The sequence below is a fragment of the uncultured Sulfitobacter sp. genome (assembly GCF_947499945.1).
In the GTDB taxonomy this organism is placed as follows: domain Bacteria; phylum Pseudomonadota; class Alphaproteobacteria; order Rhodobacterales; family Rhodobacteraceae; genus Sulfitobacter.
Genome location: NZ_CANMQD010000002.1, coordinates 12,888 through 36,252 on the forward strand (window position 1 = coordinate 12,888; position 23,365 = coordinate 36,252).

Here is a 23,365-nt window from a genome sequence, read left to right on the forward strand (position 1 = left end):
ATGTGGTTCATCCCCTTCATTTTTATCCTGCTTTTGATCAGCGGCACAGCCTTTGCCTATCTGATGGGGGCAGTGTCGGTCCTGACCTTTATCGCCGTGGACAAAACCCAGTTCCTATCGATCCTGCCACAACGCATTTTTGCCCAGTTGGACGTCTTTGCCTTTATGGCAATGCCACTGTTCATCCTGACCGCCGAAATCATGAGCCGCGCAGGGGTGACCCGCAGCCTGATTGATTTCGCCATGTCGATCGTTGGACGCTTTCGCGGCGGCCTGGGACATGTGAACATTCTCACTAGTGTATTCTTTGCAGGCATTTCAGGCTCTGCGATTGCCGATAGTGCTGCCCTTTCTCGCACATTCGTGCCCGAGATGAAGGCCCGCGGTTATGATCCCTATTATGCAGGTGCGATTACGGCGGCGTCTTCCATGATCGGGCCGATCATTCCTCCGTCGATCATCATGATCATCTATGGGGGGCTGACGGGTGCTTCTGTTGCAGCTTTGTTCATTGCAGGCGTTATCCCCGGCCTGATGCTCGCCGCTGCGTTGATGATCCTGAACGCAGTCATCGCGCATATGAAGGGGCATCCGGGCGGTGCATCCGACGACCTGCCGCGCTTTCTGCCCAGCTTGCTGAATGCAGCCCCTGCTTTGTGCTTGCCAGTGGTGATCCTCGGCTCGCTGGTCTTTGGGCTTGCCACCCCGACAGAAGGCTCTGCCATCGCGGTGTTTTTCGCGGTTATGGCGGGCCAGTTCTATAAAGGGCTGAATTGGCGCATGATCTTTGACGCGGTTGAGGCCACGGCAAAAATGACCGGCACGATCTTTATCATCCTCGCAGCGATTTCAGTATTGGGCTATCTTGCGGGTCAGTTGGGCTGGTCCGGCGCGCTGGCCAATTGGGTCGACTCCTTTGGGCTGACCGGCACGAAATATCTGTTTTTCCTTGTGGGTATCTTTCTGATTGCGGGCATGTTCATGGACACGCCGGTGGCCCTGACCCTGCTGATCCCGCTGTTTGCGCCACAGGCGATGGAGCAAGGCATCAGCCCGATCCACCTTGGCATCGTGCTGTGTTTCAATCTGTGTGTGGGCCTGATCACGCCACCGCTGGGCAAATGCCTTGTAGTCGTATCCGCGCTCACCAATCTCAATTACTGGCGGCTCGCATATGCTGTGCTGCCATTTGTTTTCGTTCAAGTGCTGCTGTTGCTGGCGTTGGTCTATTGGCCAAGCATTAGCCTTACCTTGCCGCGCTTGTTCGGATTTTCTGTGAACTAACCAAACCAAACGAATAGGGAGGACGACTAATGAAACTCAAGGCACTCACACTGGCGGCATTGCTTACGGTGTCCACATCAGTCTCTGCGGAGGTCAAGATCGCGCTGGACGGGAAACCGGACCTCGAACAATCGGGATCCTACAATTGGTCCTATACTTTCGCCGAGGCGTTGAAGGCTGGCGGTATGGAAACACGCGAAATGCCGCGCGGCTCAGTTGGCAATGAAGCCGAGAAATTCGATCAGGTCTCGACGGGCTTGCTGGAAATCTCAATGTCCGACGTGCGCGCAGTCGCGCAGGTTGACCCGTTCATCTATGGCGTGCGCCTGCCATATGTCTTTGACGACATTGCACATATGGACCGTGCGCTGGCTGCTGGTAATGTCTTTACCCGCGTGAACGAGAACCTTGCCAAGCAAGACGCGATCTTGCTTGCGCTTGCGCCGCTTGGACCAGCCTCTGGCGTGATCACAACCACGCAGGCCGTGCGTTCGCCCGCCGATATGTCGAGCTTGCGCATGCGCGCTTTGGATGATGCACAGATCGCGATGTATGAAGCATGGGGCTCCAGCGGCACAATTGTGCCTTGGGGCGAAGTGCCTGCGGGCCTGCAAACGGGCGTGATTGATGGCTATCTGAACTCGCCCTTCGTGCCTGTGATGTTCGGTCAAACCGACTTCGTCAAAAACTTTGCAACCGCAGATGTGATCTGGCCAATGCGTGCCGTAATTGCGTCAAAGCAGTGGTATGATGGTCTGTCAGACGCCGACCGTGCGACGGTTGATGCGGCTGTTGTGACAGCAGACGCCGCGACACGCGCATGGCTGGGTGAAGCGGCTGAAAAAGGCCTCGCCGCACTTGAGGAAAAAGGCGTGACGGTCCAACGCCTCACACCTGAAGAGCGTGCTGTCTTCCGTGAGGCATCCTTGCCGGTCTACGATTCAGACCTGATGACAGCTGAAGACACTGCACTGTGGAAAAAACTCTCCGACGAGAACCGCTAAAGCAACCGGCGGGCTGCCCCTCGCGGCCCGCCATCCACTACGGGAGAGACGCATGCGCCACCTCATCATCAGCACCAGCGACCGTTTGCACCTCGCAATGCGCCGCGTCGCGGTTTTTGCGGTCTGTTTGATGTTCCTAACGGTCGTCGTGCAAATCATCGCGCGTTACGTTTTCTCTTCCCCTCCTGTCTGGACCGAAGACGTCGCACGCTATGCAATGGTCTGGACCGGTCTTCTGGGGGCAACCCTGTCGTTCAAAACGCAGTCGGATGCAGTGCTGATGCAAAGCGTGTTTCCCGACCCGCCGCATATCCTTGCCGCTTTTGCAAAAGCGGTCCAAAGCGCTGCGGTGCTGACCTTTATCCTGCCCGTAATTTACTTTTGCTTTATCGGACTGCGGGGCGGATTTGCAAAAGGGTACCTTGCACGCCAATCAGGTCTGACAGCAGATACGCTCGGGATTCCGATGGTCTGGATTTCTGTGGCTGTCCCCATTTCCATGATCATAATCCTGATCCATCTCTGTGCCAGATGGGCGGGAGACGATACCTCAGAAGATGGCACCGTCCAGCTCGACTGAATTATCGGGTTTATATGTGATATTCAAAGGTGCATCGGCGCATCGGTTGAAGGGCGGTATAGTTGGCTTTGCAGGTATCGGCCCCACGAAATCGCTGCTGACCTCAACCAATGTCCGCTAAGGGCTGTTCTTTTCAGGTCTGCTGACAGTTAGGTGATACGGCTACCTGTATCACGAAGAGCGGCTCGCTTAAGCCTAACGTACCGATTGCTACACTTTCTCGTAAAGACCATTTACCTCACAATGCTGCCATCGTCGCTTACGTGACCGCAGGCAGCCCAAGTGCAATGCTGGTTACCATTGCAGAGACCCCACCGTCGACCAGAATGTCCTCGCCTTTGATCCAGCTACTTTCCTCGCTTGCCAGAAACGCAATGACGCGCGCGACTTCATCAGGGTTCCCCGCCCGACCCGGAAGGGGGATCGCCTCGGCTGCGCGATCCCCCAAAGCCGTCATGAAATCATCCAAGATGTCAGTCGCGTCAGGAGCAAGGCTTACGGAGATGACGCGGATATATTGAGCAAGCAACGGTTTGGTCAAAGATTTTGTGTATGTGATCACTGCCTCTTTTGAGAGGTTGTAGGCCCGCTTTGGGTCCATATCCCGCGCCGAAAAAATGCGGGCAAATCGTCAGGGTGTTCGAGGCCCAGTAACGCCTTCACCTCTTCGATGTTCTTTTGTCACATCAGACCCGCACGGCTGGCCGTATTCACAATGCGCGTGCCATCGGTAAGTTTGGGAAGCATCTGCTGCGTCACTTTGCGTAAACCGAATAGATTGACGCTTAGCAGCTTGATTTTATTTTCGGGGCGCGGTGGTAATTCGGCATTGCTGATCAGAACGTCAAACGGTCCGTAAATCTTGGCACGAGCGGCTGTAATCGCATCCATGTCCGACAGATCGACCTTGATCCATTGATCCACATTTGCGGGCTCAATAATGTCCAGCGCGCAGACTTCATGCCCGCCCTCTTTAAACAAGCGGACCGTTTCGGCACCGATACCTGTAGCTGCTCCGGTTATCACAACACGCATGGCACGCTCCTTTGGGGTCTGATTAGTCCTGAATGCGGACGGGAAGTTCTGCGAATGCGCAGATAGGATTGTTCATCGCGACCTTCGGAGTTCCCACGTCAACCGCTGGCATCTGCTGCGTCATGGCAAGGATCAGGCATTCAATCTCCAACAGTGCCAGATGCATACCAGCACAAATCTGAATCCCCGCACCAAATGCAAGGTGACGGCGCGCATTGCGCCGCTCAATGTCGAATTGATCTGCCTGTGCAAACACCGTTTTATCGCGGTTTGCCGAGGCATAGAGTATCATCAAGCGTGCCCCTTCGGAGAGGTGGTGTCCTGCGGCCTCAACGGGTTTCGATGTATGGCGACTGAACGAGCGGATGGGCGTTCCGATCCTGATCGCTTCATGGGCGGCGTTGAGTGCAAGGGATGGATTGTGTTTCAGTTTAGCCCAAGTTTCAGGATTTGATCCTGCCTGAAAGATAAAGTGCCCAATTGCGGAGATCGTTGTGTCCAGACTGAGGTTGATGTAGGCGCGGATCGCAAAAGGTACGATCTCGGAGTCGATTTCACCCCGTGCGGCCAGCTCGGTAATCCGGCGTGACCAACTGTCTGAGTTCAGCGCCTCGGGTCTGACTTCCCTTATGATGAACTCTTTCGTTTCCGCAATCACAGGACGGGCGGCTTGGCCACGGCTGTTTTGGATGCCTTGCATGTCAAAGGCCGCACTTGACCATTTCAGCATGTTCTCGCGTCCAAAATCGGGCAATCCGATCAGGTCGCGCAACACTGTGAGGGCGCGGGGCTGTGCAAGGTCTGTGATCGCTTCAAAGCTGCCTTTGGCTACACAGGCCGCGACGATGTCTTTTGCGACACTCTGGATGTGGAATCTGAGCGTTTCGATATTGTCGCGCATCAACGGCGGCAGGATTGTGCTGCGCAATGTTGTGTGCCGAGGCTGGTCCGAGGCAACGGTATTGCTACGTTAGATGGGTGCAGCTGAAATCATCAGCGGCGGCGCCAAGGCCTGAGATATATGTTTTATGATCGCGTAAACCGCTGCGAACAGTATCATAGTCTGTGAAGGCATAGTTGCCCAACGCCTCCATCCAGACAACTGGCCCAAGATCGCGAAGGTGCGCATAATGTGGCCAAGGATCACGAATGACATCGACGTCATACAGGTTTACTGGATCGCTTGGACCGTTCATATCTGACGCCTTTCAGCTCTCGCTCTCTGCGCATTGTTCACTAAACAAAGGTCGGCTACGTGTTTGAACACATTTTAAGTAATTTGCTGCAGTCGGTCGGCTAAGATAAGTTTCTTTGGGGTATGAGCCGATACCTCACTTTAAATAGTCAAGTATAGAACGATATAACGCTGCTTGGCCTGTTTAACCCGTCGACATGTTTACTGCTAGTTCACGGCTGATGGATCGTGCAATGGACAGTATTGCAAGTCGCGCCCTCATTCGTTCCGCGTGGAGCAGAAGCCAACCATTGCAAGGTATTGGCTATACAGTTCAGACGAAAGCAGGGGAGCAGACTTTCCGAAACAGCTCCAGGGTATTGCCTAAGACCCTGCGTGTTATCGACATGGGCCTGCTCCGATGCGACGTCTTTAGGCGATCTGGGGGTTCTGGGCCGAATGAGAGTGAACATAAAAAGCTCCATCAGCTCCCCTTGAATTTTCCGAGCTGCAAAGGCTCGAAATTGAGGGCTTCATTGCCCAACACCAGTTCTGAGGGAGGAACACACATGACTATGAAGAAATCCATCACCCGTTTGCTGGGCGGTGCCGCTGCTGCTGCGATGCTGACCACAGGTGCATTTGCACAAGAAGTCACATTGAAACTACATCAGTTTTTGCCAGAGAAGGCCAACGTGCCTAAACTGGTTCTTGATGTATGGGCTGACAAAATCGAAGCGGCCTCTGAGGGTCGGATCAAGATTGATCGTTTTCCCTCCATGCAGTTGGGTGGCACACCTCCCGGCCTGATGGATCAGGCGATTGATGGTGTGGCAGATATTGTCTGGACAGTCGTTGGCTATACGCCCGGTCGCTATCCATCCACCGAAGTTTTTGAGCTGCCATTCATGGTCGAAGATGCGCGCGAAGCATCGTGCGCCTATTGGACGATGTTTGATGAGCATATGAAAGACGACGAATTCAAAAACGTCAAGATTTTGGGCACATGGGTTCACGGTCCCGGTGTTTTGCATACGGCAGATCCGGTTGAGACGCCTGCCGACCTCAAGGGCATGAAAATCCGTGGTGGCTCCCGTTTGGTGAATGAGTTGCTAACACTGGCGGGCGCGACGCCTGTTGGCATGCCGGTTCCGGCCGTGCCTGAAGGTCTGTCCAAAGGTGTGATCGACGGTACTACGATCCCATGGGAAGTTACTGCCGCGTTGAAAGTGCCAGAGCTGGTTGAGAACCACACCGAGTTCACAGGCCCTGCGCTCTATAACCTGACGTTTGTCCTTGCGATGAACAAAGGTGTTTATGACGGATTGGCGGATGACCTTAAAAAGGTTGTCGATGATAACTCCGGTCTCGACTTCTCGATCTTTGCGGGCGGTACACAGTCCGATTCAGACGGTCCTGCACGTGAGGCTGCTGTGGATATGGGCAACAACATTATCACGGTCTCGGATACGTCCGAATGGGTCGCTCTGACAAAACCGATCTACGAGACATGGGTTGCCGATATGAAAAGCAAGGACATCGACGGCCAAGCTTTGATCGATCAGGCAAAGTCGCTGATGGGCGGCGCGTGCAAAGGCGCCATGTCGAAGATGTAAAAAATACACGCCGCGGTCTGTAATGGACTGCGGCGATCTTTTGTTCAGGGGAGGGTTGTTATGCAAAGCTTTATGGAAAAGCTGTCGCGGGTATTTGCCCTATTGGGCGGCATTGTTCTAATTGTTTTGATAATCATGGTTTGCCTGTCCATACTCGGGCGTTCGCTGAACTCGATCCTGAATAGTGATATTCTCCAGTCGGTTGTGCCGGGTTTGACCAATTTTCTTTTGGCCACAGGTGTAGGCCCAATCAACGGTGATTTCGAGCTGGTTGAGGCAGGCATGGCCTTTGCCATTTTTTCGTTTCTTCCAATCTGCCATCTGAACGGCGCACATGCTTCGGTCGACATTTTCACTCAGACGTTGCCGCGCCGCGCGAACCGTTTCCTGCGTATGCTGGTTGAAATTATTTTCGCCGCTATTTTGGTCATCATCGCCTATCAGCTGTTTTTGGGCATGCTGAGCAAGCAAGGGTCGGGCCAGACGAGCTTCCTGCTGCAATTTCCCGTCTGGTGGGCCTACGCATTGAGTGTTGTGGGTGCAGTCGTGGCTGCAATCGTCGGGGTCTACATTGCGTGCATGCGAGTGCTGGAATTTACCACTGACCAAAATATTCTACCTCTTGAAATGGGAGCGGACCATTGAGCGATATCGTCATCGGGCTGCTGTCTTTCCCCGCACTTCTGGTTCTTATCTTTTTGCGTGTTCCGATCGGGGTAGCCATGTTCTTGGCGGGTCTTGTGGGCATGATCGTCGTCACTGGCGATGCCAGCCTACCGTTTGCACGGCTCAAGGCAGAGACCTATTCGACCTTTTCCAATTACTCGCTCTCCATTGTTCCTATGTTCCTGTTGATGGGTCATTTCGCGACGCTGGGCGGGATGAGCCAAGCGCTCTTCCAAGCGGCCTCAAGCTTTCTCGGGCATCGTAAGGGCGGAGTCGCCATGGCCTCTGTGGGCGCCTGTGCAGGCTTTGGTGCGATCTGCGGTTCCTCGCTAGCCACTGCCGCCACCATGAGCCGTGTGGCGCTGCCAGAGCTTAAGCGTTACGGCTATGCGGGTGGCTTCTCGACCGCGACACTGGCGGCGGGCGGTACGCTTGGCATTCTCATTCCGCCCTCGGTCGTGCTGGTGATCTACGCGATCCTGACCGAGCAAAACATCGCCAAGTTGTTCCTCGCGGCGTTCATTCCCGGTTTTCTGGCGGCTACGGGATATATGATTGCGATCGCGATATATGTACGCGTAAACCCCGGATCGGCAGGCACCCGTCCGCGTGAGCCGTATTCCGAGCGCATGAAAGCGCTCATTGCGGTATGGCCTGTTTTGCTGGTGTTCTCCTCGGTTGTCGGCGGCATCTATCTGGGCTGGTTCACTCCGACTGAAGGGGCAGCCGTTGGCGCATTTGGGACTGGCATGATCGCATGGCTTGCCGGTGGCCTGACGCGCAGTTCTATGGCCGAGAGCATTTATGTGACGGCACGCGCCACAGCGATGATCTTTTTCATCGTGCTGGGGGCGGCATTCTACAACGGTTTTCTGGCGCTCACGCAACTGCCCCAAGAGGCCGCTGCATGGGTAGGAGGCAGCGGGCATAGCCCTTGGGTCATTTTGATTGTTATCTTGTGCTTCTACCTGCTGTTGGGTTGCCTGATGGACAGTCTGTCGATGATCCTACTGACCATCCCGATCTTCTGGCCCGTCATCCAAGAGCTTGATTTCGCTCTGGTGAGTATGGTTGATCTGCAATCCGCAAGACTATCGGATTTGATCGCAAGCGGGGCGGACTTGCCTGCATTGCTCCTTGCCGATGCGCAGGCGATGTTGGCAAACGGCCAAGAACTTACTCGCGAAGTCACACGTGAACTCGGCTTGCGTGGCGTCTCCGAAGGTGTGCTGAACCGCATCAACATCGAGCGCACCGCGATCTGGTTCGGTATCCTTGTTCTCATTGTAGTCGAAGTTGGCCTGATCACTCCGCCCGTCGGCATGAACCTGTTCGTGATCAATGCCATGGACCGATCAACGCCGATGGTCGAGACGTACAAAGCTATCATTTACTTCGTTGCATCCGATATCGTCCGAGTGGTCCTCCTTGTGGCCTTCCCGGTGATCACACTTATCCTGATCCCTTGGTAGAGGGCTGCCCGCCTGAGATATGCGGCAGTAGGAGCGAAAAAAGAGAGCGCATGGTCAAACACCTATGCGCTCTTTCGCATTTCTAATCCTGTCGGTTTTCCATCCGACATCACTGATATATTTACATGGTCATGAGGGTATCACCCGAGACCCGTTTGATCATCGACAGAAGGCCGCTCTCTTGGGCACTCTATATCTGTAACTAAGTTCAAAATAGCGGTGCAGAGCATGACCAAAATCGACCAGATCGAAACCATGATCCTCGACATCCCCACCATCCGCGGGCACGTCTTGTCCATGGCGACCATGCGCTCACAAGCCGCTGTTGTCGTCCATATCAAGTTCTCGGATGGGTCCGAAGGGATCGGGGAGGGGACAACGATTGGTGGCCTGACCTATGGTCCTGAAAGCCCCGAGAGCATTAGATCGGCCATTGATACATACATTGCGCCTGAACTGATCGGGCGGGATGCTGACAATGTAAACGGTGCGCTCCAGTTGATGGATAAGCTGGTGCGCGGGAACCGTATCGCCAAAACGGCTGTCGAGATCGCCTTGTGGGATGGACTGGGTAAACGCTTGGGCGTGCCTGTGTCCCAGCTGTTTGGTGGTGCGGTGCATCGCAAGATGCCTGTCGCCTGGACGCTTGCCTCTGGCAATTCCGAGACAGACATTGCCGAGGCGCAAGAGATGATCGAGACGCGCCGCCACAACATCTTCAAGCTCAAGATCGGGAAACGCAGTGTGCGCGATGACGTGGCACATGTTGCCCGCATCAAGCAAGCTGTAGGCGATGCAGGCAGTATCCGTGTAGACGTCAACACTGCGTGGTCCTTGCAAGATGCACGCTGGGGCCTGAAGGGCTTGCAGGAGGTTGGCTGTGAGCTGGTGGAGCAACCGCTTCAGGCGCGCTATCATGACGCGATGGCAGAGCTGACCCGTTCATACGAGATTGCGGTCATGGCGGACGAAGCCTTGAACGGTCCCGAGGATGCACTGGCAGTCGCGGCCAACCGTTCGGCGGACGTGTTCGCTGTGAAAATCGCGCAGTCTGGGGGCCTGAAGCGCGCCTCCGAAGTGATCTCAATCGCGCAGTCTGCGGGTCTGGGTCTGTACGCAGGTACGATGCTGGAAACGGGTTTGAGCACTGCTGCTGCACTGCAACTCTTCTCAACCGTTGAGACATTGCACTGGGGGACAGAATTGTTTGGCCCGCTGTTACTGACAGACGAGATACTGGCTGAACCGATTGTGTACCGCGATTTCTGTGTTGAGGTGCCGCAAGGCCACGGGATCGGCGCGACACTCGACCCGGACAAAATCAACTTCTACCGCCGTGATAGCGGACAGACATTCATAGCTGCTGCCGGAGAGTAGTCCGGCGATTAAATAACTTGGCCAAACCTAAACAGGTGACGGCTTCAATAGGGGAGAACACATATGTTCACGCAATCAAATTTGGATGAACTCGAAACCCGTCTCGGCGGCATGGTTCAAGACGAGCCTGAAAAGGGTATCTACCGCGCGCGCCGCGATATGTTTACCGACGAAGAGCTGTTCGAGCTCGAGATGAAGCACATCTATGAAGGCAACTGGATCTACATGGCCCACGAGAGCCAGATCCCGAATAACGGTGACTACTTCTCTTTGCACATGGGCCGCACGCCGGTCATCATCACCCGCGACAAAGACGGTGAATTGAACGCGCTGGTTAATGCCTGTTCACACCGCGGTGCCATGCTGTGCCGCTTCAAGCGCCGCAATCAAAAGACGTTTACGTGCCCGTTCCACGGCTGGACCTTTTCGAACACAGGTAAGCTGCTCAAAGTGAAAGATGCCAAAGGCGGCGGCTACCCCGAGCAGTTCAACACAGACGGCAGCCATGACCTGACAAAGGTGGCGAAGTTCCAAAATTATCGTGGCTTTCTGTTTGGCTCGCTCAATGCAGATGTTGAACCGCTTGAGGAGTATCTCGGCGAAGCTTGCAAGATGATCGACATGATCGTTGATCAATCTGAAGAGGGCCTCGAAGTGCTGCGTGGATCGTCCACCTATACATTTGACGGCAACTGGAAGCTTCAGGCCGAAAACGGGGCGGATGGCTATCACGTGTCTGCGGTGCATTGGAACTATGTTGCGACGACGTCGCACCGCACAGCGGACGGAAAAGAAGACAAGATCAAAGCGACAGATGCGTCCAAGTGGTCCAAACAAAAGGGTGGCTTCCACTCCTATGTGAACGGTCACTTGCTGCTCTGGACGACATGGGCTGATCCAACGACACGCCCAAACTATGCCAGCCTCGAGAAATGGTCCGAGACCTATGGCAAAGCCAAGGCAGAGTGGATGGTCGGCGTGCTGCGTAACTTGTGCGTCCATCCCAACGTCTTTTTGATGGACCAGTTCAGCAGCCAGATCCGTGTATTCCGTCCCATCAGTGTTGATAAGACCGAAGTAACAATCTATTGCATCGCGCCCAAGGGCGAAGATCAGGCCTCTCGCACACTGCGCATCCGCCAGTATGAGGATTTCTTCAACGCCTCCGGCATGGCGACACCTGATGATACCGAAGAATTCCGCGCAACCCAGCGGGGATATGCCGGTAGTGCACATGCCAAATGGAACGACTTGAGCCGTGGTGCAACCCAGTGGATCGAAGGCCCCGACGAGGACGCAAAAGAGCTGGGCATCAATCCGATCCTGTCGGGTGCGCGCACCGAGGATGAGGGTTTGTTTGTGATCCAGCACTCCCAGTGGACGGAGCGTATGGCAAAAGCGATTGCGAAAGAGCGGGCTGATGCGCCTGAAGCCTCCGTGGCAGCAGAATAAGGATTGTGACGATGAGCACTACAATGACTTTTGACGATGTTCAGGCATTCCTGTTTGCTGAAACCCGCGCTTTGGATGACCGCGAGTGGGAAACATGGCTGACGTTTTATCACGCCGACTGCCCGTTCTGGATGCCCGCGTGGGACGACGAGGACCAGCTGACCGAAGACCCGATGAACGAGATGTCTTTGATCTATTATCCCGATAAGTCAGGCATCGAAGACCGTGTGTTTCGCATTCAAACGGACCGCTCTTCGTCGACCTCGCTGCCAGAGCCGCGCACGATGCACAATCTCAGCAACATCGAAATCCTGAGCCAAGAGGGGGGTGAGTTGAAGCTGCGCTTTAACTGGCTGACCTGCACGTACCGCTATGGCGTTACGGATCAGCACTGGGGAACGTCGTTTTATACCGTCGACACGTCTGGCCCGAAGCCACTAATTAGCAATAAAAAAGTCGTCCTGAAGAACGACAAAATCCATCACGTGATCGATGTCTACCACATCTAATTTATTAATTTGACGCCATTGCACCACCGCGCATCCCGTCAAACAGGATGCGCGGATTTGGGAGGAGCACGCCATGACCCCTTTTAACATTGCCCTGAATTTCGAAGATGGCGTCACCCGCGTTATCGAGTGTGAAGACGACGAGAGCGTAGCGGACGCCGCGTTTCGTCAGAAGATCAACTTGCCGATGGATTGCCGTGACGGGGTTTGTGGCACCTGCAAATGCTTTGCCGAGAAGGGCGAGTATGAGCTGGAGTTCTACATGGACGAGTCCATGAGCGACGAAGAAGCCGAACAGGGATACGTCCTCACCTGTCAGATGATCCCCGAGAGTGATTGTGTGGTGCGCGTGCCCGTTACCGCTGCAAGCTGCAAAACCGCGCCTGAAGCCGTTGAAGGCGAAGTCTTGGGGGTGGACAAACTCTCCGAGACATCGTTCAGCCTGCGGGTGAAGCCGTCCAAAGTGGTCAACTTTTTGCCTGGTCAGTATGTGAATGTTACTGTGCCTGGCACGGATAAACAACGCTCATATTCTTTCTCCTCCGCACCGGGATCGGAAGAGGCGACATTTCTTGTGCGCAACATTCCCGGCGGTGTGATGAGTTCGTATCTGGGTGACGGTGCCAAAGCTGGCGATGCTGTAACGCTTACCGGTCCGATGGGCGCGTTCTATCTGCGCCCGATGGAGCGTAGGCAGCTTTGGCTGGCTGGCGGCACGGGCCTTGCGCCGTTTTTGTCGATGTTGGAGCAAGTGGCAGAGCAGGGGACTGATCAGGCCATAACGCTCTATTACGCGGTTACAAATGCAGCAGATCTGGTCGAGCTCGACCGCGTTAATGCGCTGGCTGAAAAGATCGGAAATGTGACGGTCATCACCGTGCTTGCTGCTGATGAAGACGCGCATGAACGTAAGGGTTTTGTCACCGACCATGTGAGCGCTGATGACTTGAATGGGGGTGATTGTGATGTGTATCTGTGTGGTCCGCCTCCCATGGTGGACGCGGTACGGGGTCATTTTGGCAAGCTGGGAGTCGAGCCTTCCAATTTCTATTTTGAGAAATTCAACCCTACCGAGGCCGCATGAGCATGCGTTTCAAGGATAAAGTCATGGTTGTGACTGGCGCTGCTCAAGGCATCGGGCGCGGTGTGGCGGAACGTGCGGCGGCTGAGGGTGCAAGTGTGCTTATAGTTGACCGCTCTGACGCACGCGAGGATGTGGTGAAGCACATCCGCGCAGCGGGAGGGGATGCTTCTTCCATCTCGGTCGATCTGGAAACATGGGAAGGCTGCGAAGCTGCGATGGCAAAAGCGGTGAGCATGTGGGGTCGCATCGATATATTGGTTAACAACGTGGGCGGCACGATCTGGGCCAAGCCGTTCGAGCATTACGAGCCTGCGCAGATTGAAGCGGAGGTTCGGCGCTCTTTGTTCCCGACGCTGTTTTGTTGCCGCGCGGCGATTGAAGTTATGTTGGCAAAGGGCAGCGGCGTTATTATGAACGTGTCCTCCATTGCCACACGCGGGTTGAACCGCGTTCCCTATGCCGCGGCCAAAGGCGGGGTGAATGCGATTACGGCAAGCCTCGCTTGGGAAGTGGCGGAGCGCGGCATTCGCGTGGTTGCAACAGCACCCGGCGGCACCGAAGCACCGCCGCGTGTGGTGCCGCGCAATGCAAACGCTGCCGAAGATCAACGCGATGACTGGTACCAGACCATCGTCGACCAGACGATCGAGTCGTCCCATATGAAGCGGTATGGCACGTTGGACGAGCAGATAGGCCCGATCCTGTTTTTGGCCTCGGATGATGCGTCCTATATCACCGGACTGACTGTTCCCGTGGGCGGTGGTGATCAGGGATAGGTCTAACTGATCGTGTGGTGCTAGATAAGTTTTCGCGCCACGCTTTGCGCCAGTTTGACGAAGTTCTGCACATGCACACCTTGTTCGTCTAAACGGTAATTGATGGATATTGCAGTGTGGGCGATTTCTGGCTCGATCTTAAGAAATTTGATCCCTGTGCGCGGCGCCGATCCCACGGATTCAGGCACCACGCAAACACCTTCGCCAATCGCAACTAGGCTGAGTGCGGTGTGCAAATCCATCGTAAAGACGCGGTTGGGCACTTCAAAACCTGCGTCCTGACAGGCCTGTAAAACGGTATCGGCGTAGCTGGGACGCGGGTATTCCGGATACAGGATGAGATTATGGGTGGCGAGCCTTCGTAAGTCAGCAATTCGGCGCGACCCAGTATCCAATGTATCTGGCAGGGCAAGGATCAGATCTTCGTCCACGAGCTTTTTCATCGCAAATTCCGAGTCGCTCAGCGCGGGTCGTGCAAAGGCCACGTCGATCATCCGCGAGACCAGCTGGCGATGAAGTTGGGCGTTGTTGAGGGGAATCAAATTCATGTTCACTGAAGGGTAGGCGGCTCGGAACGACTTGATGATATTGGGGAGAATGCCGTAGGTGGCCGACCCGACAAAACCGATGCGTAACCTGCCCTCGGCCCCTTGGCCGATCCGTCTGATTTCCAGCTTTGTGTCGTCCAATTGCGCAAGGATGGATTTGCTGCGTTCCAGCAGACGCTCTCCTGCTTGCGTGAGGGTGATTGCACTGCGGCCACGGTTAAACAGCATCGCCTCGAGTTCTTCTTCGATCTGCTTGATTTGACGGCTCAGAGGTGGCTGCGCCATATCAAGACGCTCGGCAGCACGGCCGAAATGCAATTCTTCGGCAACCGCGACAAAGTAGGTCATTTGTTTGAAGTTCATCTTGGCGTTGAATCCTAGAATGACTGGGCAAAGTGAACTGTAGTGCAGCATTTCATATAAAAAAAGGCCCCCAAGTGATGGGGGCCTTTTTCTGGTATCTGGGTGGCTTTATTCAGCGGCGATTGAAGCGGCTTCAGTCTTGAGTGTGAAGTCGAATTCAAAGTGCAGATCGGTCTTCAACTCAGGCGCTGCTGGCCTGAAAGTGCCGATCAGGCTGTCTTTGACGGCGAAGACGCTGTCATTGTCGAGCCATGCGCTGTCTTGGTCATAAATCTGGCTGATCAGCGGGCGATAGCCATCTTTGGAGATAATAAAGTGCATGTGACCCGGACGGTTGGGGTGGTGACCCATAAAGCGCAGCAGCTCGCCTGCGGTCTCATTGTCGGGGATCGGATACGGGACCGGACGCACGGCGACAAAGGCATAGTGCCCGTTCTCGTCTGTCTCGAAGCGGCCCCGCAGGTTGTAATCTGGCTGATCGGGGTCGAGGTTTTCGTAGATACCGTTTGGCGCGTCTTCCCAAACGTCCATCGTCACACCGGCGACACCCTTGCCATCTTCATCACGGATATACCCCTCGAAATAGGCGGTCTCCTCATTGTCATAATGCTTGAGAATGATGGAGGCGGCCTTTGGCAGGACAGGCGGGTTCTCACGGTAGAACGGGCCAAGGACGGTGGACTCGCTCTCGGTGCCAGTAACAGGGTTAGAGAGCATATCGACCAGAACTTCGACGCCCAGAATATCACCCAACAGGATAAATTCCTGACGGTTCTCGTCACAGGTCTGGCCAGCACGCTTGAGGTATTCGCAGCCTTCAAAGAATTCGCCGTGCTGCAGGTTCACGTCTTTGCAGAAGCCATGCAAATGCGTGATCAGGGATGCCATGATTTCGCGCTGTCGGTCGGTGATGTCGCCTGATTTGCCAAGACTGGCAATCACAACGTCGGTGATGTTCTCAAGGTTTACAATGCCCATGGGTTTCTCCTCCAAATCGGCGATAAAATTCGTGGTCTTTGGCGCGTCTTTAGCGCTCTTTGATGGCTCATCTTCCTTGAAGGAGGTGCCTCGACCAATGCCGCGGGTGGTATCGGGTGATACCTAACCCATGATTGCCAATGCGGTGCCTCACGGTGCAATTTCAGGGCATGACCCTATGCCAAAATCGATACGGCAAACTGGCCGCACGACATGGCACACAGGGTAATGACAGGTTCTAAAGGAGATGATGGTGATCGAGGTATTCCGAAACATTCAGGCACAGCTCAATGAGACGCCGCATCTTTTGCGTCTGGGTCGCCTGTTTTCCGAAACTGTCCTGATCGAGGTTGGCGAAGATCAGCTTTATCTCACGTTCGAGAAGGGCCAACTTGTCGAGGTCATTCCCGGCCCGAGCCGCAAAACACCGTGGCGTTTTGCCTTTAGAACGGACGCAGAGGCGCTGGAGAAATTTTGGCAGCCGTTGCCAGAGGCGAAGTTTCACGACATCTTCGGTCTTGTCACAATAGGTCGGGGCAAGATTGACGGAGACATCCTGTGTCTGGTCAAAAACCTGCGGTTTTTCAAAGAAGTCATGGCGCTTGCCCGCCCAGCCCATGAGGTCGCAGCATGAGCATTGAACCTATCACCGGACGGTATGTCACGATCACTGTCGAGGGTGCGCCGCGCCGCATCTATTTTGAGGAAGCAGGGCAGGGACGTGCCGTTGTTTGCCTGCACACAGCTGGTGCAGATACCCGCCAGTGGCGCCACCTTATGAACGACGCAGAGATCACCGCAAACAACCGCCTGATCGCTTTTGACATGCCATGGCACGGCAAATCCTTGCCGCCTGAAGGGTTCGAGACACAAGAATATATGCTGACGACTGAGGCTTATATGGAAACGATCCTTGCGCTGATTGACGCGCTTGACCTCGACCGTCCTGTATTGTCCGGTTGCTCCATGGGCGGGCGCATTGCCCTTCAACTGGCTGCATTGCGTCCAGAGAAATTTAGCGGATTCATTGCCATTGAGGCCTCTGACTTTCAGCCCGCTTGGTATGATATTGATTGGTTCGACCGCCCTGATGCGCATGGCGGCGAGATGGGTGCCGCGTTGGTGTCTGCCAACATCTCCCCCTACGCGCCAAAAGCGGAGCGCGAGAATACCCTTTGGATGTTCAAGCAATCCGGACCTGGCATTTTTCGCGGCGACCTCAGCTTTTACACCCGTGACGACAGCCTGATCGCACGTTTGGGGGGTATCCACACGGCTCAAACACCTGTCCACATTATCGTTGGTGCCTATGACCTTACCTGTACGCCTCAGGACGCCAAACGCACGGCTGACGCAATCGCTGGCGCTACACTCGCCGTGATGGACGAGCTTGGGCACTTCCCGATGAGCGAGCATCCTGTGGGGTTTCGTCCCTTCTTTGTCGACGCGCTGTCCAAGATGCCTTCTCAGGGCTGAGCGCCGAAATCTCCCATACGCATCCCACGATGCGGCAAAGGACCTTAGACCTATGACAAACCCTTGTATTATTTGCGTGGCAATCACGGGATCTCTGCCCACGAAAGAGAACAATCCTGCGGTTCCGATAACTGTTGCCGAACAGATTGAAAGTACGCATCAGGCATTCGAGGCAGGCGCGAGCATCGCACATTGCCACGTGCGCGATGATGCGGGCAAACCAACGTCCGATCCTGAGCGGTTTGCCGCGTTGAAGGAGGGGCTGGAAAAACATTGTCCCGGTATGATCGTGCAGCTCTCGACGGGTGGTCGCTCTGGTGCAGGGCGTGATCGCGGTGGGATGCTGCCGCTATCGCCTGACATGGCATCCTTGTCGGTGGGATCAAACAACTTCCCCACACGCGTTTATGAGAACAGCCCTGATCTGGTGGATTGGTTGGCCTCGGAAATGCGCACCCACCACGTTAAGCCCGAAATTGAGGCCTTTGATCTGGGTCACATCGTACAGGCTACACGGATGGCGGCGGATGGTCGCCTCAAGGGGCCGCTTTATGTGCAGTTCGTGATGGGTGTGAAGAACTCGATGCCAGCGGATGAACCGATTTTTGACTTCTACATCGAGACACTCAAACGCCTCGCACCTGACGCGCAGTGGTGTGCGGCAGGCATTGGCCCGTCGCAGTTGACGATCAACGAATGGTCGATTTCCAAGGGTGGCCATACGCGCACTGGTCTTGAAGACAACGTCCGTCTGGACCGCGATACTCTTGCTCCGTCGAATGCGGCATTGGTTCAACGCGCTGTCGATCTGTGTGAGAAGTATGAGCGTCCTGTCGCCACATGGCGTCAAGCGCGTGACATCCTTGGGTTGCGGACAGTTTCGGTATGATCCTCATTACTACTCTCAAGCTGAACGCCGAGGAACGCAGGCTACACGCTGCGACGCAGGCAAGATTTGTCTGAGGCTGGAATACCCCGCCGCCCGATATGGCAGGACATTTCGTCCACGGCGGTCGGCGCTGGTTTTCTGGCTGTAATGGTGTCCTATTCAGGGCCGCTTTTGGTGTACCTGAGCGCTTCTGAGGCGATGGAAATTTCCACGAGCATGTTTGTCTCGTGGGTATTCGCAATTTCAATCGCTGCAGGGCTTTCAAGCATTTTTCTAAGTCTCTGGCTCAGGGTTCCGATCTCGATGGCATGGTCAGCGCCTGGTACGGTCTTGTTGATCTCGATCGGAACAAGCATGTCGATTGCCGAAATTATCGCAGCATATCTTTTTGTAGCGGTCAGTCTTATCCTTATTGGCTTATCAGGAGTGTTTGAAAAACTGGTGCGGCTTCTGCCGCCCGCTGTGACCAACGGCATGATGGCGGGCATTTTATTCGGTTTCGGACTGCGTGCGGCTCGGGGGTTTGCGACTGATCCGGCCATTGTCGGAATTCTCATCGCAGCGTTTGTTGTCCTCACCGTACTGGTCCCGCGCTATGCCGTTTTATGTCTGCTGGGCATTGCAGTTGTAATGACTGCTCTGTTTTACGACGCCCCAATTGGAAATGTTGGTTTGACACTTGCAACGCCAATCCTCTGGATTCCTGAACTCTCGGTCACGGCCATCGCAACTTTGGCGCTGCCTCTGCTTATCACGACACTCAGTGGGCAATATCTGCCCGGCGTTGCAATCTTGCGCGCAAATGGCTTTGCCGTATCGACACGACACATCTTGGTGGTGGGTGGCATTGCCTCTGTCGGGGCTTCATTTTTTGGTGGTATATCGATTGCATTGGCGTCAATCACAGCTGCGTTTTGTGCAAGCCCTGATAGCCATGAAAACCCTGACCGTCGCTACATCGCGGGAGTGGCGAGTGGTTGCTTTTATTGTCTGGGGGGGCTGTTTGCAGGTTCGATTGTTGATTTTCTAATCCTGCTGCCCACGGCTGTTATTGCCTTGCTGGCAGGGCTTGCATTGCTCCCTGCGATCCAGAAGTTCATGACCGATATGCTGGCTGGTGATGATGTGCAGGCTGGTCTGCTTACATTCCTATTTACCACATCCGGCATGACGATGTTCGGGATTGGGTCGGCATTCTGGGGTGTGCTGATCGGCCTGTCGGCGGCGTTTATCATGCGCAGCGTCAAAAATTTACGCTGAAGAGCTCTGCCTCAACCTTAGAACAGTCCGAAATATTCGGCCTGCTCCCATTCTGAGACCGCCAAATTGTATCGATCCCATTCGGCGCGTCGGATGGTTGTGATGTAATCGACAAATTCATCCCCCAGCTGCTCGCGGTAGAATGTTGATCCTTCCATCAGGCGAATAGCGTCGAGCAGGTTTGCGGGCAGGCGTGTGGGGCCGTTATCATAGGGTGTCTCGACAGGGTCAGGGGCTTTAGCGCCCGATAGAATTCCGCTCAGACCGGACAGGATCTGGCTGGTGAAGAAGTAATATGGGTTGGCAGCAGTTTCAGCCACGCGGTTCTCTATGCGCGAGGCGGGATCACCCGCAGTCATAAGGCCACGCACCATTGCTCCCCGATTGTCGCGGCCCCATTGGATGCGGTCAGGGGCAAGCTGGTGGGGGCGGTAGCGTTTGTAGCCGTTGATGGTCGGCGTGGTCAGCAGGCAGCTCTCGGCGGCATGTTTGAGCAGCCCTGCTATCCATCCGCTTGCGGCATCGCTGAGCGTGCCATCGGCGTTGGGCATCATTACGTTTTTGCCTGTTGTGCGGTCCAGTAGCGATTGATGCAGGTGCCATCCGCTGGCGGCAGCATTCTCGACACTTGGGCGGGACATGAAGGTGGCGTGCAAGCCGCGCGCGGTGCAAACTTCCTTCACCATCGCGCGGAACATCATCATGTTGTCGGCATGGGTCAGCGGACCCGCTGGATCGAAAGTGAACTCGAACTGGCTTGGCCCCATCTCGACTTCCATCGAGCGGATGGGCAGGTCCATCGCCTGACAGTGGCGGCGTAAGACGTCCATGATCGGCTCAAGCTCGGCGTAGCGGGTTTCGGTCAGGAACTGATACCCTTGGGCCAGATTGCGGGTCTGCACAGGCTGGCCAGGCATGGTGGCGTCGGCATGGTCCAGTTTTGCATCGGTACGCTCGAACACATGGAACTCAACTTCTAACCCTACAACCAGATCAAGGTTGTGAGCGGCGAGTTTTTCCGCTGCGGTCTTGAGCATATCACGGGGCGAGAAGGGGATCACACCACCCGACTTGAACCTTGGGTCACAGAATATCCATGCAGAGTGGGGCGACCACGGCAGCATGCGGAAGGTGGCAGGATCAGGCAGCATCAGGATATCACCTGCGCCGCCCATACCGCCCGCGACACCTTCATCGCCGGACCAGACGGGAAAGACGGTACGGTGTGACGTATCTTTGAGCAGAAGGGTGGAGGGAGCGGCGAGGCCGCTTGTAAAGAGGGAGGGCAGGGCGCTCGCTACGATTGTTTTGCCCCGCAGCACGCCGTGCTGATCTGCAAAAAGGACACGGACCGTTTCAAGATCGCTCTCGCTGACACGCGCGAGCAAAGCCGCCGCAGCATCAATCGTAGCGGCATCCAGCAGCCCCGCACGCGCCAAAGCACCCGCCTCTATCTGCGTTTTGTAATCAGTCATCTGCGCGGCACTTTCTAAACTTTTGCGTCCCAATCGGTGCAGCCTGTGCGGCGCACCGTATCACTTGCTTCAAACGCTTCACGCCACGCATCCTTGTCCCCGATTGTATCATTCGAGATCGGACCATAGATCGTTTTGACATCGACACCAGAGATCATGGGCATCGCGTCTTTTGTACCGTCCTTGAGGCTGGCAATCGCGGCGCGCATCATGCGGCGGTATTTGATGATTGCCACATCGGTTTTGCCCAGATGTTCCTTGGTCCGGTCGAAAATGGCCCCCGGACTTTCCACTGCCCACTGATCATGCACGTTGATATCAAGGCCCATGCCTGTGTAGGTCTCGCGCTGCTGTTCCTCGGGGTCAAAGCCATAATTGTTGGCCTTGTTTTTGAGCGGGGCATAGTCGGGCAGGCGGTGCTCCTTGAGCCTCTGCGCACGCATCTTTTCCTTGTCGACGGGTTTGTCGAAGCTGGTGAACATCGAATACCAATAGCAGGTCTCGTCATCGACAGGCACATGCCACTGCGTGATGATCATCTCGCGGCTCATCGGGATTGAAATCGCTTCGGGGAAAATCTGGTTGGTGATGCGGACATGGGTTTTGCCATTGTCCAGATGGCGCAGGGCGATCAGGCGCATGCCGTATTCCGTCTCCTCCACCGTGATGTCGGGGCGGGGATAATCGCGCAAGAGTTTGGTCATGGGAATGTCGGTATCCGCAGCTTTGTCGCGGAACTGCTTGCCATAACTGTCAGCGGGGTCTTCATCCTCCAAAAAGCGGTGCAGGAAAGAGGCGTGAGCAGGATCAATGCCCACTTCCATGGCTTGCAACCAGTTGCATTGCCAAAGACCTTTGAAGGCAAAGACGTGGCTTTCGGGTGCTCGGAAGCAGTCGAAATTCGGGAATTCGGGGGGATCACCCGGCCCCATGTAGGCAAATATGATCCCGTTCTTTTCGATCACGGGGTAGGAGGTGTTCTGGATTTTTTCGTGCATGCGCGATCCCTCAGGCTCCCCCGGTTGCTCGACGCATTGGCCGTCGCGGTTAAAATGCCAGCCATGGAAGGGACAGCGCAATCCGTTGTCTTCCAAGCGGCCATAGCATAGATCAGCGCCGCGGTGCGGGCAGGCGCGCCCGATCAATCCCAGCGCCCCGTCGCTGTCACGGAACAGCACCAAGTCTTCACCGAGAAGCTTGACCGGCACCACAGGGCGATTGCCCGCAAGCTCGTCAGTCAGCGCCGCAGGTTGCCAGTAGTGACGCATAACAGCGCCGGCATCCGTGTCAGGTCCAGTGCGCGTCAACTGGTCGTTGAGTTCTTGGCTGATCATCTGTCTCATCTCCCTCGAGTGTCTTGAAGTGCCGTAAGTCATCTTATAGATGTTCAAATAACGCACATTTGTTGACATATATAACACATGATGCAGGGTGCTATTGTCAAGTATTCCTAGCCACAGTCCTGAGGAGATTGTTTTGACCGTAAATGAAACGGATATCTGGTATACAGAGCGTGATATTTCCACGACCCTTGTGAAGGGATTAAAGGTGCTAGCGGCCTTTGAGGGTGGGGCTGCCCATATGACCCTCCCCGAGATCGGGAGCGAGACAGGATATGATCGGGCAACGGTTCGACGTCTTGTGATCACTCTTTTTGATGAGGGTCTACTTGTCAAAAAAGGCAAATCTTTTTCGCTAACACCGAAGGTTCTAGTGCTCGCGGGGGGGTATTTGCGCGGTCACCGGATCGGTGCAACAGTACAACCTATACTTAATAAATACTCTGAAGAAATGGGAAGAGAGATTTCAATGGCGACTCTTTGTGACGGTGCCGCGGTCTATCTTGCGCGCTCGAACATCACAGGATCGGCTATCTCTTTTGGGTTTACTGTCGGTAGCCGCCTGCCACTCCCGCATACTGCTGTTGGTCGTATGCTGCTGGCGTTAGAAAGCGAAACAGCCGTTCAAGCCTTCGTCAAAACAAGCGACCTTATCGGGTATACTCCCCAGACGAATTTGGACGTTTTGGCGATTCATGAGGAAATCGGGAAGGCCAGCACGCAGGGGCACGTCATCGTGCATTCAGAATTCGAGGCGGGTGTCTCTGGAATGTCCGTTCCTATAGGCCGTATTGGCACTGCAAAAACTGTCATCGGCGTTTCAGGTCCAACAGCGACTATGCAAGACCCAGAGATACTAAAGCGTTGTCTGAGCATCTTGCAGATATGTGCTGCTGAACTTTGTACGGCTTGGCATGAAGGGAACTGAAACGTGGCAGGTGATACGTCCGCAACGTTTTGCTCCATGGCGTATTTGGCATGAAATTGAAAACTAATTTTTGCAGAGA

At 55.0% G+C, this 23,365-nt stretch carries 24 protein-coding genes; 16 read left to right on the forward strand and 8 right to left on the reverse strand.

Annotated elements, in window-relative coordinates:
• Genes Q0775_RS10280 through Q0775_RS10290 form a run of 3 tightly spaced genes read left to right on the forward strand, consistent with a single transcriptional unit; the run spans position 1 to position 2,868 of the window.
• Positions 1–1,284, forward strand: coding sequence for a TRAP transporter large permease (locus Q0775_RS10280; RefSeq protein ID WP_298860074.1), 1,284 nt, complete (start codon positions 1–3; stop codon positions 1,282–1,284).
• Between the two features lie 29 nt (positions 1,285–1,313).
• Positions 1,314–2,288, forward strand: coding sequence for a TRAP transporter substrate-binding protein (locus Q0775_RS10285; protein ID WP_298860076.1), 975 nt, complete (start codon positions 1,314–1,316; stop codon positions 2,286–2,288).
• 52 nt (positions 2,289–2,340) lie between these two features.
• The gene (locus Q0775_RS10290) at positions 2,341–2,868 is read left to right on the forward strand and encodes a TRAP transporter small permease subunit (protein WP_298860078.1); all 528 of its coding nucleotides are present in this window, start codon (positions 2,341–2,343) and stop codon (positions 2,866–2,868) included.
• Between the two features lie 259 nt (positions 2,869–3,127).
• On the opposite strand, the gene Q0775_RS10295 is transcribed toward Q0775_RS10290, so the two are convergent.
• The 4 genes from Q0775_RS10295 to Q0775_RS10310 all read right to left on the reverse strand — a co-directional run bounded on the left by Q0775_RS10295 (position 3,128) and on the right by Q0775_RS10310 (position 5,099).
• Entirely contained in the window at positions 3,128–3,469 is a 342-nt protein-coding gene (locus Q0775_RS10295; RefSeq protein WP_298860080.1) for an SDR family oxidoreductase, read from the reverse strand.
• 80 nt (positions 3,470–3,549) lie between these two features.
• Entirely contained in the window at positions 3,550–3,903 is a 354-nt protein-coding gene (locus Q0775_RS10300) for an SDR family NAD(P)-dependent oxidoreductase (RefSeq protein WP_298860082.1), read from the reverse strand.
• Positions 3,904–3,925: 22 nt separating this feature from the next.
• Positions 3,926–4,831, reverse strand: a complete 906-nt coding sequence (locus Q0775_RS10305; protein WP_298860083.1) for a cytochrome P450 — start codon at positions 4,829–4,831, stop codon at positions 3,926–3,928.
• A gap of 37 nt (positions 4,832–4,868) precedes the next feature.
• Complete coding sequence (locus Q0775_RS10310) at positions 4,869–5,099, reverse strand: hypothetical protein (protein ID WP_298860084.1); 231 nt, start codon at positions 5,097–5,099, stop codon at positions 4,869–4,871.
• 547 nt (positions 5,100–5,646) lie between these two features.
• Here Q0775_RS10310 and Q0775_RS10315 point away from each other — a divergent pair.
• The 8 genes from Q0775_RS10315 to benD all read left to right on the forward strand — a co-directional run bounded on the left by Q0775_RS10315 (position 5,647) and on the right by benD (position 14,029).
• Positions 5,647–6,693, forward strand: coding sequence for a TRAP transporter substrate-binding protein (locus Q0775_RS10315; protein WP_298860086.1), 1,047 nt, complete (start codon positions 5,647–5,649; stop codon positions 6,691–6,693).
• A 60-nt stretch (positions 6,694–6,753) separates the two neighbouring features.
• Positions 6,754–7,338, forward strand: coding sequence for a TRAP transporter small permease (locus Q0775_RS10320; protein WP_298860088.1), 585 nt, complete (start codon positions 6,754–6,756; stop codon positions 7,336–7,338).
• Complete coding sequence (locus Q0775_RS10325; protein ID WP_298860090.1) at positions 7,335–8,831, forward strand: TRAP transporter large permease; 1,497 nt, start codon at positions 7,335–7,337, stop codon at positions 8,829–8,831. Before Q0775_RS10320 ends, Q0775_RS10325 begins: the two co-directional genes overlap by 4 nt.
• Before the next feature lie 228 nt (positions 8,832–9,059).
• Complete coding sequence (locus Q0775_RS10330; protein WP_298860092.1) at positions 9,060–10,208, forward strand: muconate/chloromuconate family cycloisomerase; 1,149 nt, start codon at positions 9,060–9,062, stop codon at positions 10,206–10,208.
• A gap of 63 nt (positions 10,209–10,271) precedes the next feature.
• Positions 10,272–11,660, forward strand: coding sequence for a Rieske 2Fe-2S domain-containing protein (locus tag Q0775_RS10335; RefSeq protein ID WP_298860094.1), 1,389 nt, complete (start codon positions 10,272–10,274; stop codon positions 11,658–11,660).
• An 11-nt stretch (positions 11,661–11,671) separates the two neighbouring features.
• Positions 11,672–12,169 carry a benzoate 1,2-dioxygenase small subunit gene (gene benB, locus Q0775_RS10340; protein WP_298860096.1) on the forward strand — a complete coding sequence of 166 codons (498 nt, stop codon included), beginning with the start codon at positions 11,672–11,674 and terminating at the stop codon, positions 12,167–12,169.
• Between the two features lie 73 nt (positions 12,170–12,242).
• A complete protein-coding gene (gene benC / locus Q0775_RS10345) occupies positions 12,243–13,253 on the forward strand; it encodes a benzoate 1,2-dioxygenase electron transfer component BenC (RefSeq protein WP_298860098.1) in 1,011 nt (336 codons plus the stop codon).
• Complete coding sequence (gene benD / locus Q0775_RS10350) at positions 13,250–14,029, forward strand: benzoate diol dehydrogenase BenD (RefSeq protein WP_298860100.1); 780 nt, start codon at positions 13,250–13,252, stop codon at positions 14,027–14,029. The genes benC and benD overlap by 4 nt, the downstream gene beginning before the upstream one ends.
• 20 nt (positions 14,030–14,049) lie before the next feature.
• Here the strand turns inward: benD and Q0775_RS10355 are convergent, their stop codons facing one another.
• The gene (locus Q0775_RS10355; RefSeq protein ID WP_298860101.1) at positions 14,050–14,940 is read right to left on the reverse strand and encodes a LysR family transcriptional regulator; all 891 of its coding nucleotides are present in this window, start codon (positions 14,938–14,940) and stop codon (positions 14,050–14,052) included.
• Between the two features lie 108 nt (positions 14,941–15,048).
• Complete coding sequence (locus Q0775_RS10360) at positions 15,049–15,918, reverse strand: dioxygenase (RefSeq protein WP_298860103.1); 870 nt, start codon at positions 15,916–15,918, stop codon at positions 15,049–15,051.
• Between the two features lie 250 nt (positions 15,919–16,168).
• Between Q0775_RS10360 and Q0775_RS10365 the strand changes: the two genes are divergently transcribed.
• From Q0775_RS10365 to Q0775_RS10380, 4 genes are all read left to right on the forward strand, one after another.
• Positions 16,169–16,552 carry a hypothetical protein gene (locus Q0775_RS10365; RefSeq protein WP_298861747.1) on the forward strand — a complete coding sequence of 128 codons (384 nt, stop codon included), beginning with the start codon at positions 16,169–16,171 and terminating at the stop codon, positions 16,550–16,552.
• Positions 16,549–17,394, forward strand: coding sequence for an alpha/beta hydrolase (locus Q0775_RS10370; protein WP_298860105.1), 846 nt, complete (start codon positions 16,549–16,551; stop codon positions 17,392–17,394). Before Q0775_RS10365 ends, Q0775_RS10370 begins: the two co-directional genes overlap by 4 nt.
• A 52-nt stretch (positions 17,395–17,446) precedes the next feature.
• The gene (locus tag Q0775_RS10375) at positions 17,447–18,283 is read left to right on the forward strand and encodes a 3-keto-5-aminohexanoate cleavage protein (protein WP_298860107.1); all 837 of its coding nucleotides are present in this window, start codon (positions 17,447–17,449) and stop codon (positions 18,281–18,283) included.
• A 147-nt stretch (positions 18,284–18,430) separates the two neighbouring features.
• On the forward strand, positions 18,431–19,543 hold the full coding sequence (locus tag Q0775_RS10380) for a benzoate/H(+) symporter BenE family transporter (protein ID WP_298861750.1): 1,113 nt from the start codon (positions 18,431–18,433) through the stop codon (positions 19,541–19,543).
• A 17-nt stretch (positions 19,544–19,560) separates the two neighbouring features.
• Here Q0775_RS10380 and Q0775_RS10385 read toward each other — a convergent pair whose 3' ends face one another.
• Positions 19,561–21,018 carry a glutamine synthetase family protein gene (locus Q0775_RS10385; protein ID WP_298860109.1) on the reverse strand — a complete coding sequence of 486 codons (1,458 nt, stop codon included), beginning with the start codon at positions 21,016–21,018 and terminating at the stop codon, positions 19,561–19,563.
• A 14-nt stretch (positions 21,019–21,032) separates the two neighbouring features.
• Positions 21,033–22,352, reverse strand: a complete 1,320-nt coding sequence (locus Q0775_RS10390) for an aromatic ring-hydroxylating dioxygenase subunit alpha (protein ID WP_298860111.1) — start codon at positions 22,350–22,352, stop codon at positions 21,033–21,035.
• Between the two features lie 199 nt (positions 22,353–22,551).
• Between Q0775_RS10390 and Q0775_RS10395 the strand changes: the two genes are divergently transcribed.
• Positions 22,552–23,286 carry an IclR family transcriptional regulator C-terminal domain-containing protein gene (locus tag Q0775_RS10395; protein WP_298861753.1) on the forward strand — a complete coding sequence of 245 codons (735 nt, stop codon included), beginning with the start codon at positions 22,552–22,554 and terminating at the stop codon, positions 23,284–23,286.
• Positions 23,287–23,365 lie beyond the last annotated feature (79 nt).

Coding starts and splice junctions, on each gene's coding strand:
- Q0775_RS10295 (WP_298860080.1), bottom strand. CDS start 3,469: ATGGACCCAAAGCGGGCCTACAACCTCTCAAAAGAGGCAGTGATCACA.
- Q0775_RS10370 (WP_298860105.1), top strand. CDS start 16,549: ATGAGCATTGAACCTATCACCGGACGGTATGTCACGATCACTGTCGAG.
- Q0775_RS10380 (WP_298861750.1), top strand. CDS start 18,431: ATGGTGTCCTATTCAGGGCCGCTTTTGGTGTACCTGAGCGCTTCTGAG.
- benB (WP_298860096.1), top strand. CDS start 11,672: ATGAGCACTACAATGACTTTTGACGATGTTCAGGCATTCCTGTTTGCT.
- Q0775_RS10390 (WP_298860111.1), bottom strand. CDS start 22,352: ATGATCAGCCAAGAACTCAACGACCAGTTGACGCGCACTGGACCTGAC.
- Q0775_RS10355 (WP_298860101.1), bottom strand. CDS start 14,940: ATGAACTTCAAACAAATGACCTACTTTGTCGCGGTTGCCGAAGAATTG.
- benD (WP_298860100.1), top strand. CDS start 13,250: ATGAGCATGCGTTTCAAGGATAAAGTCATGGTTGTGACTGGCGCTGCT.
- Q0775_RS10385 (WP_298860109.1), bottom strand. CDS start 21,018: ATGACTGATTACAAAACGCAGATAGAGGCGGGTGCTTTGGCGCGTGCG.
- Q0775_RS10285 (WP_298860076.1), top strand. CDS start 1,314: ATGAAACTCAAGGCACTCACACTGGCGGCATTGCTTACGGTGTCCACA.
- benC (WP_298860098.1), top strand. CDS start 12,243: ATGACCCCTTTTAACATTGCCCTGAATTTCGAAGATGGCGTCACCCGC.
- Q0775_RS10280 (WP_298860074.1), top strand. CDS start 1: ATGTGGTTCATCCCCTTCATTTTTATCCTGCTTTTGATCAGCGGCACA.
- Q0775_RS10310 (WP_298860084.1), bottom strand. CDS start 5,099: ATGAACGGTCCAAGCGATCCAGTAAACCTGTATGACGTCGATGTCATT.
- Q0775_RS10375 (WP_298860107.1), top strand. CDS start 17,447: ATGACAAACCCTTGTATTATTTGCGTGGCAATCACGGGATCTCTGCCC.
- Q0775_RS10335 (WP_298860094.1), top strand. CDS start 10,272: ATGTTCACGCAATCAAATTTGGATGAACTCGAAACCCGTCTCGGCGGC.
- Q0775_RS10330 (WP_298860092.1), top strand. CDS start 9,060: ATGACCAAAATCGACCAGATCGAAACCATGATCCTCGACATCCCCACC.
- Q0775_RS10365 (WP_298861747.1), top strand. CDS start 16,169: ATGGTGATCGAGGTATTCCGAAACATTCAGGCACAGCTCAATGAGACG.
- Q0775_RS10290 (WP_298860078.1), top strand. CDS start 2,341: ATGCGCCACCTCATCATCAGCACCAGCGACCGTTTGCACCTCGCAATG.
- Q0775_RS10315 (WP_298860086.1), top strand. CDS start 5,647: ATGACTATGAAGAAATCCATCACCCGTTTGCTGGGCGGTGCCGCTGCT.
- Q0775_RS10300 (WP_298860082.1), bottom strand. CDS start 3,903: ATGCGTGTTGTGATAACCGGAGCAGCTACAGGTATCGGTGCCGAAACG.
- Q0775_RS10360 (WP_298860103.1), bottom strand. CDS start 15,918: ATGGGCATTGTAAACCTTGAGAACATCACCGACGTTGTGATTGCCAGT.
- Q0775_RS10320 (WP_298860088.1), top strand. CDS start 6,754: ATGCAAAGCTTTATGGAAAAGCTGTCGCGGGTATTTGCCCTATTGGGC.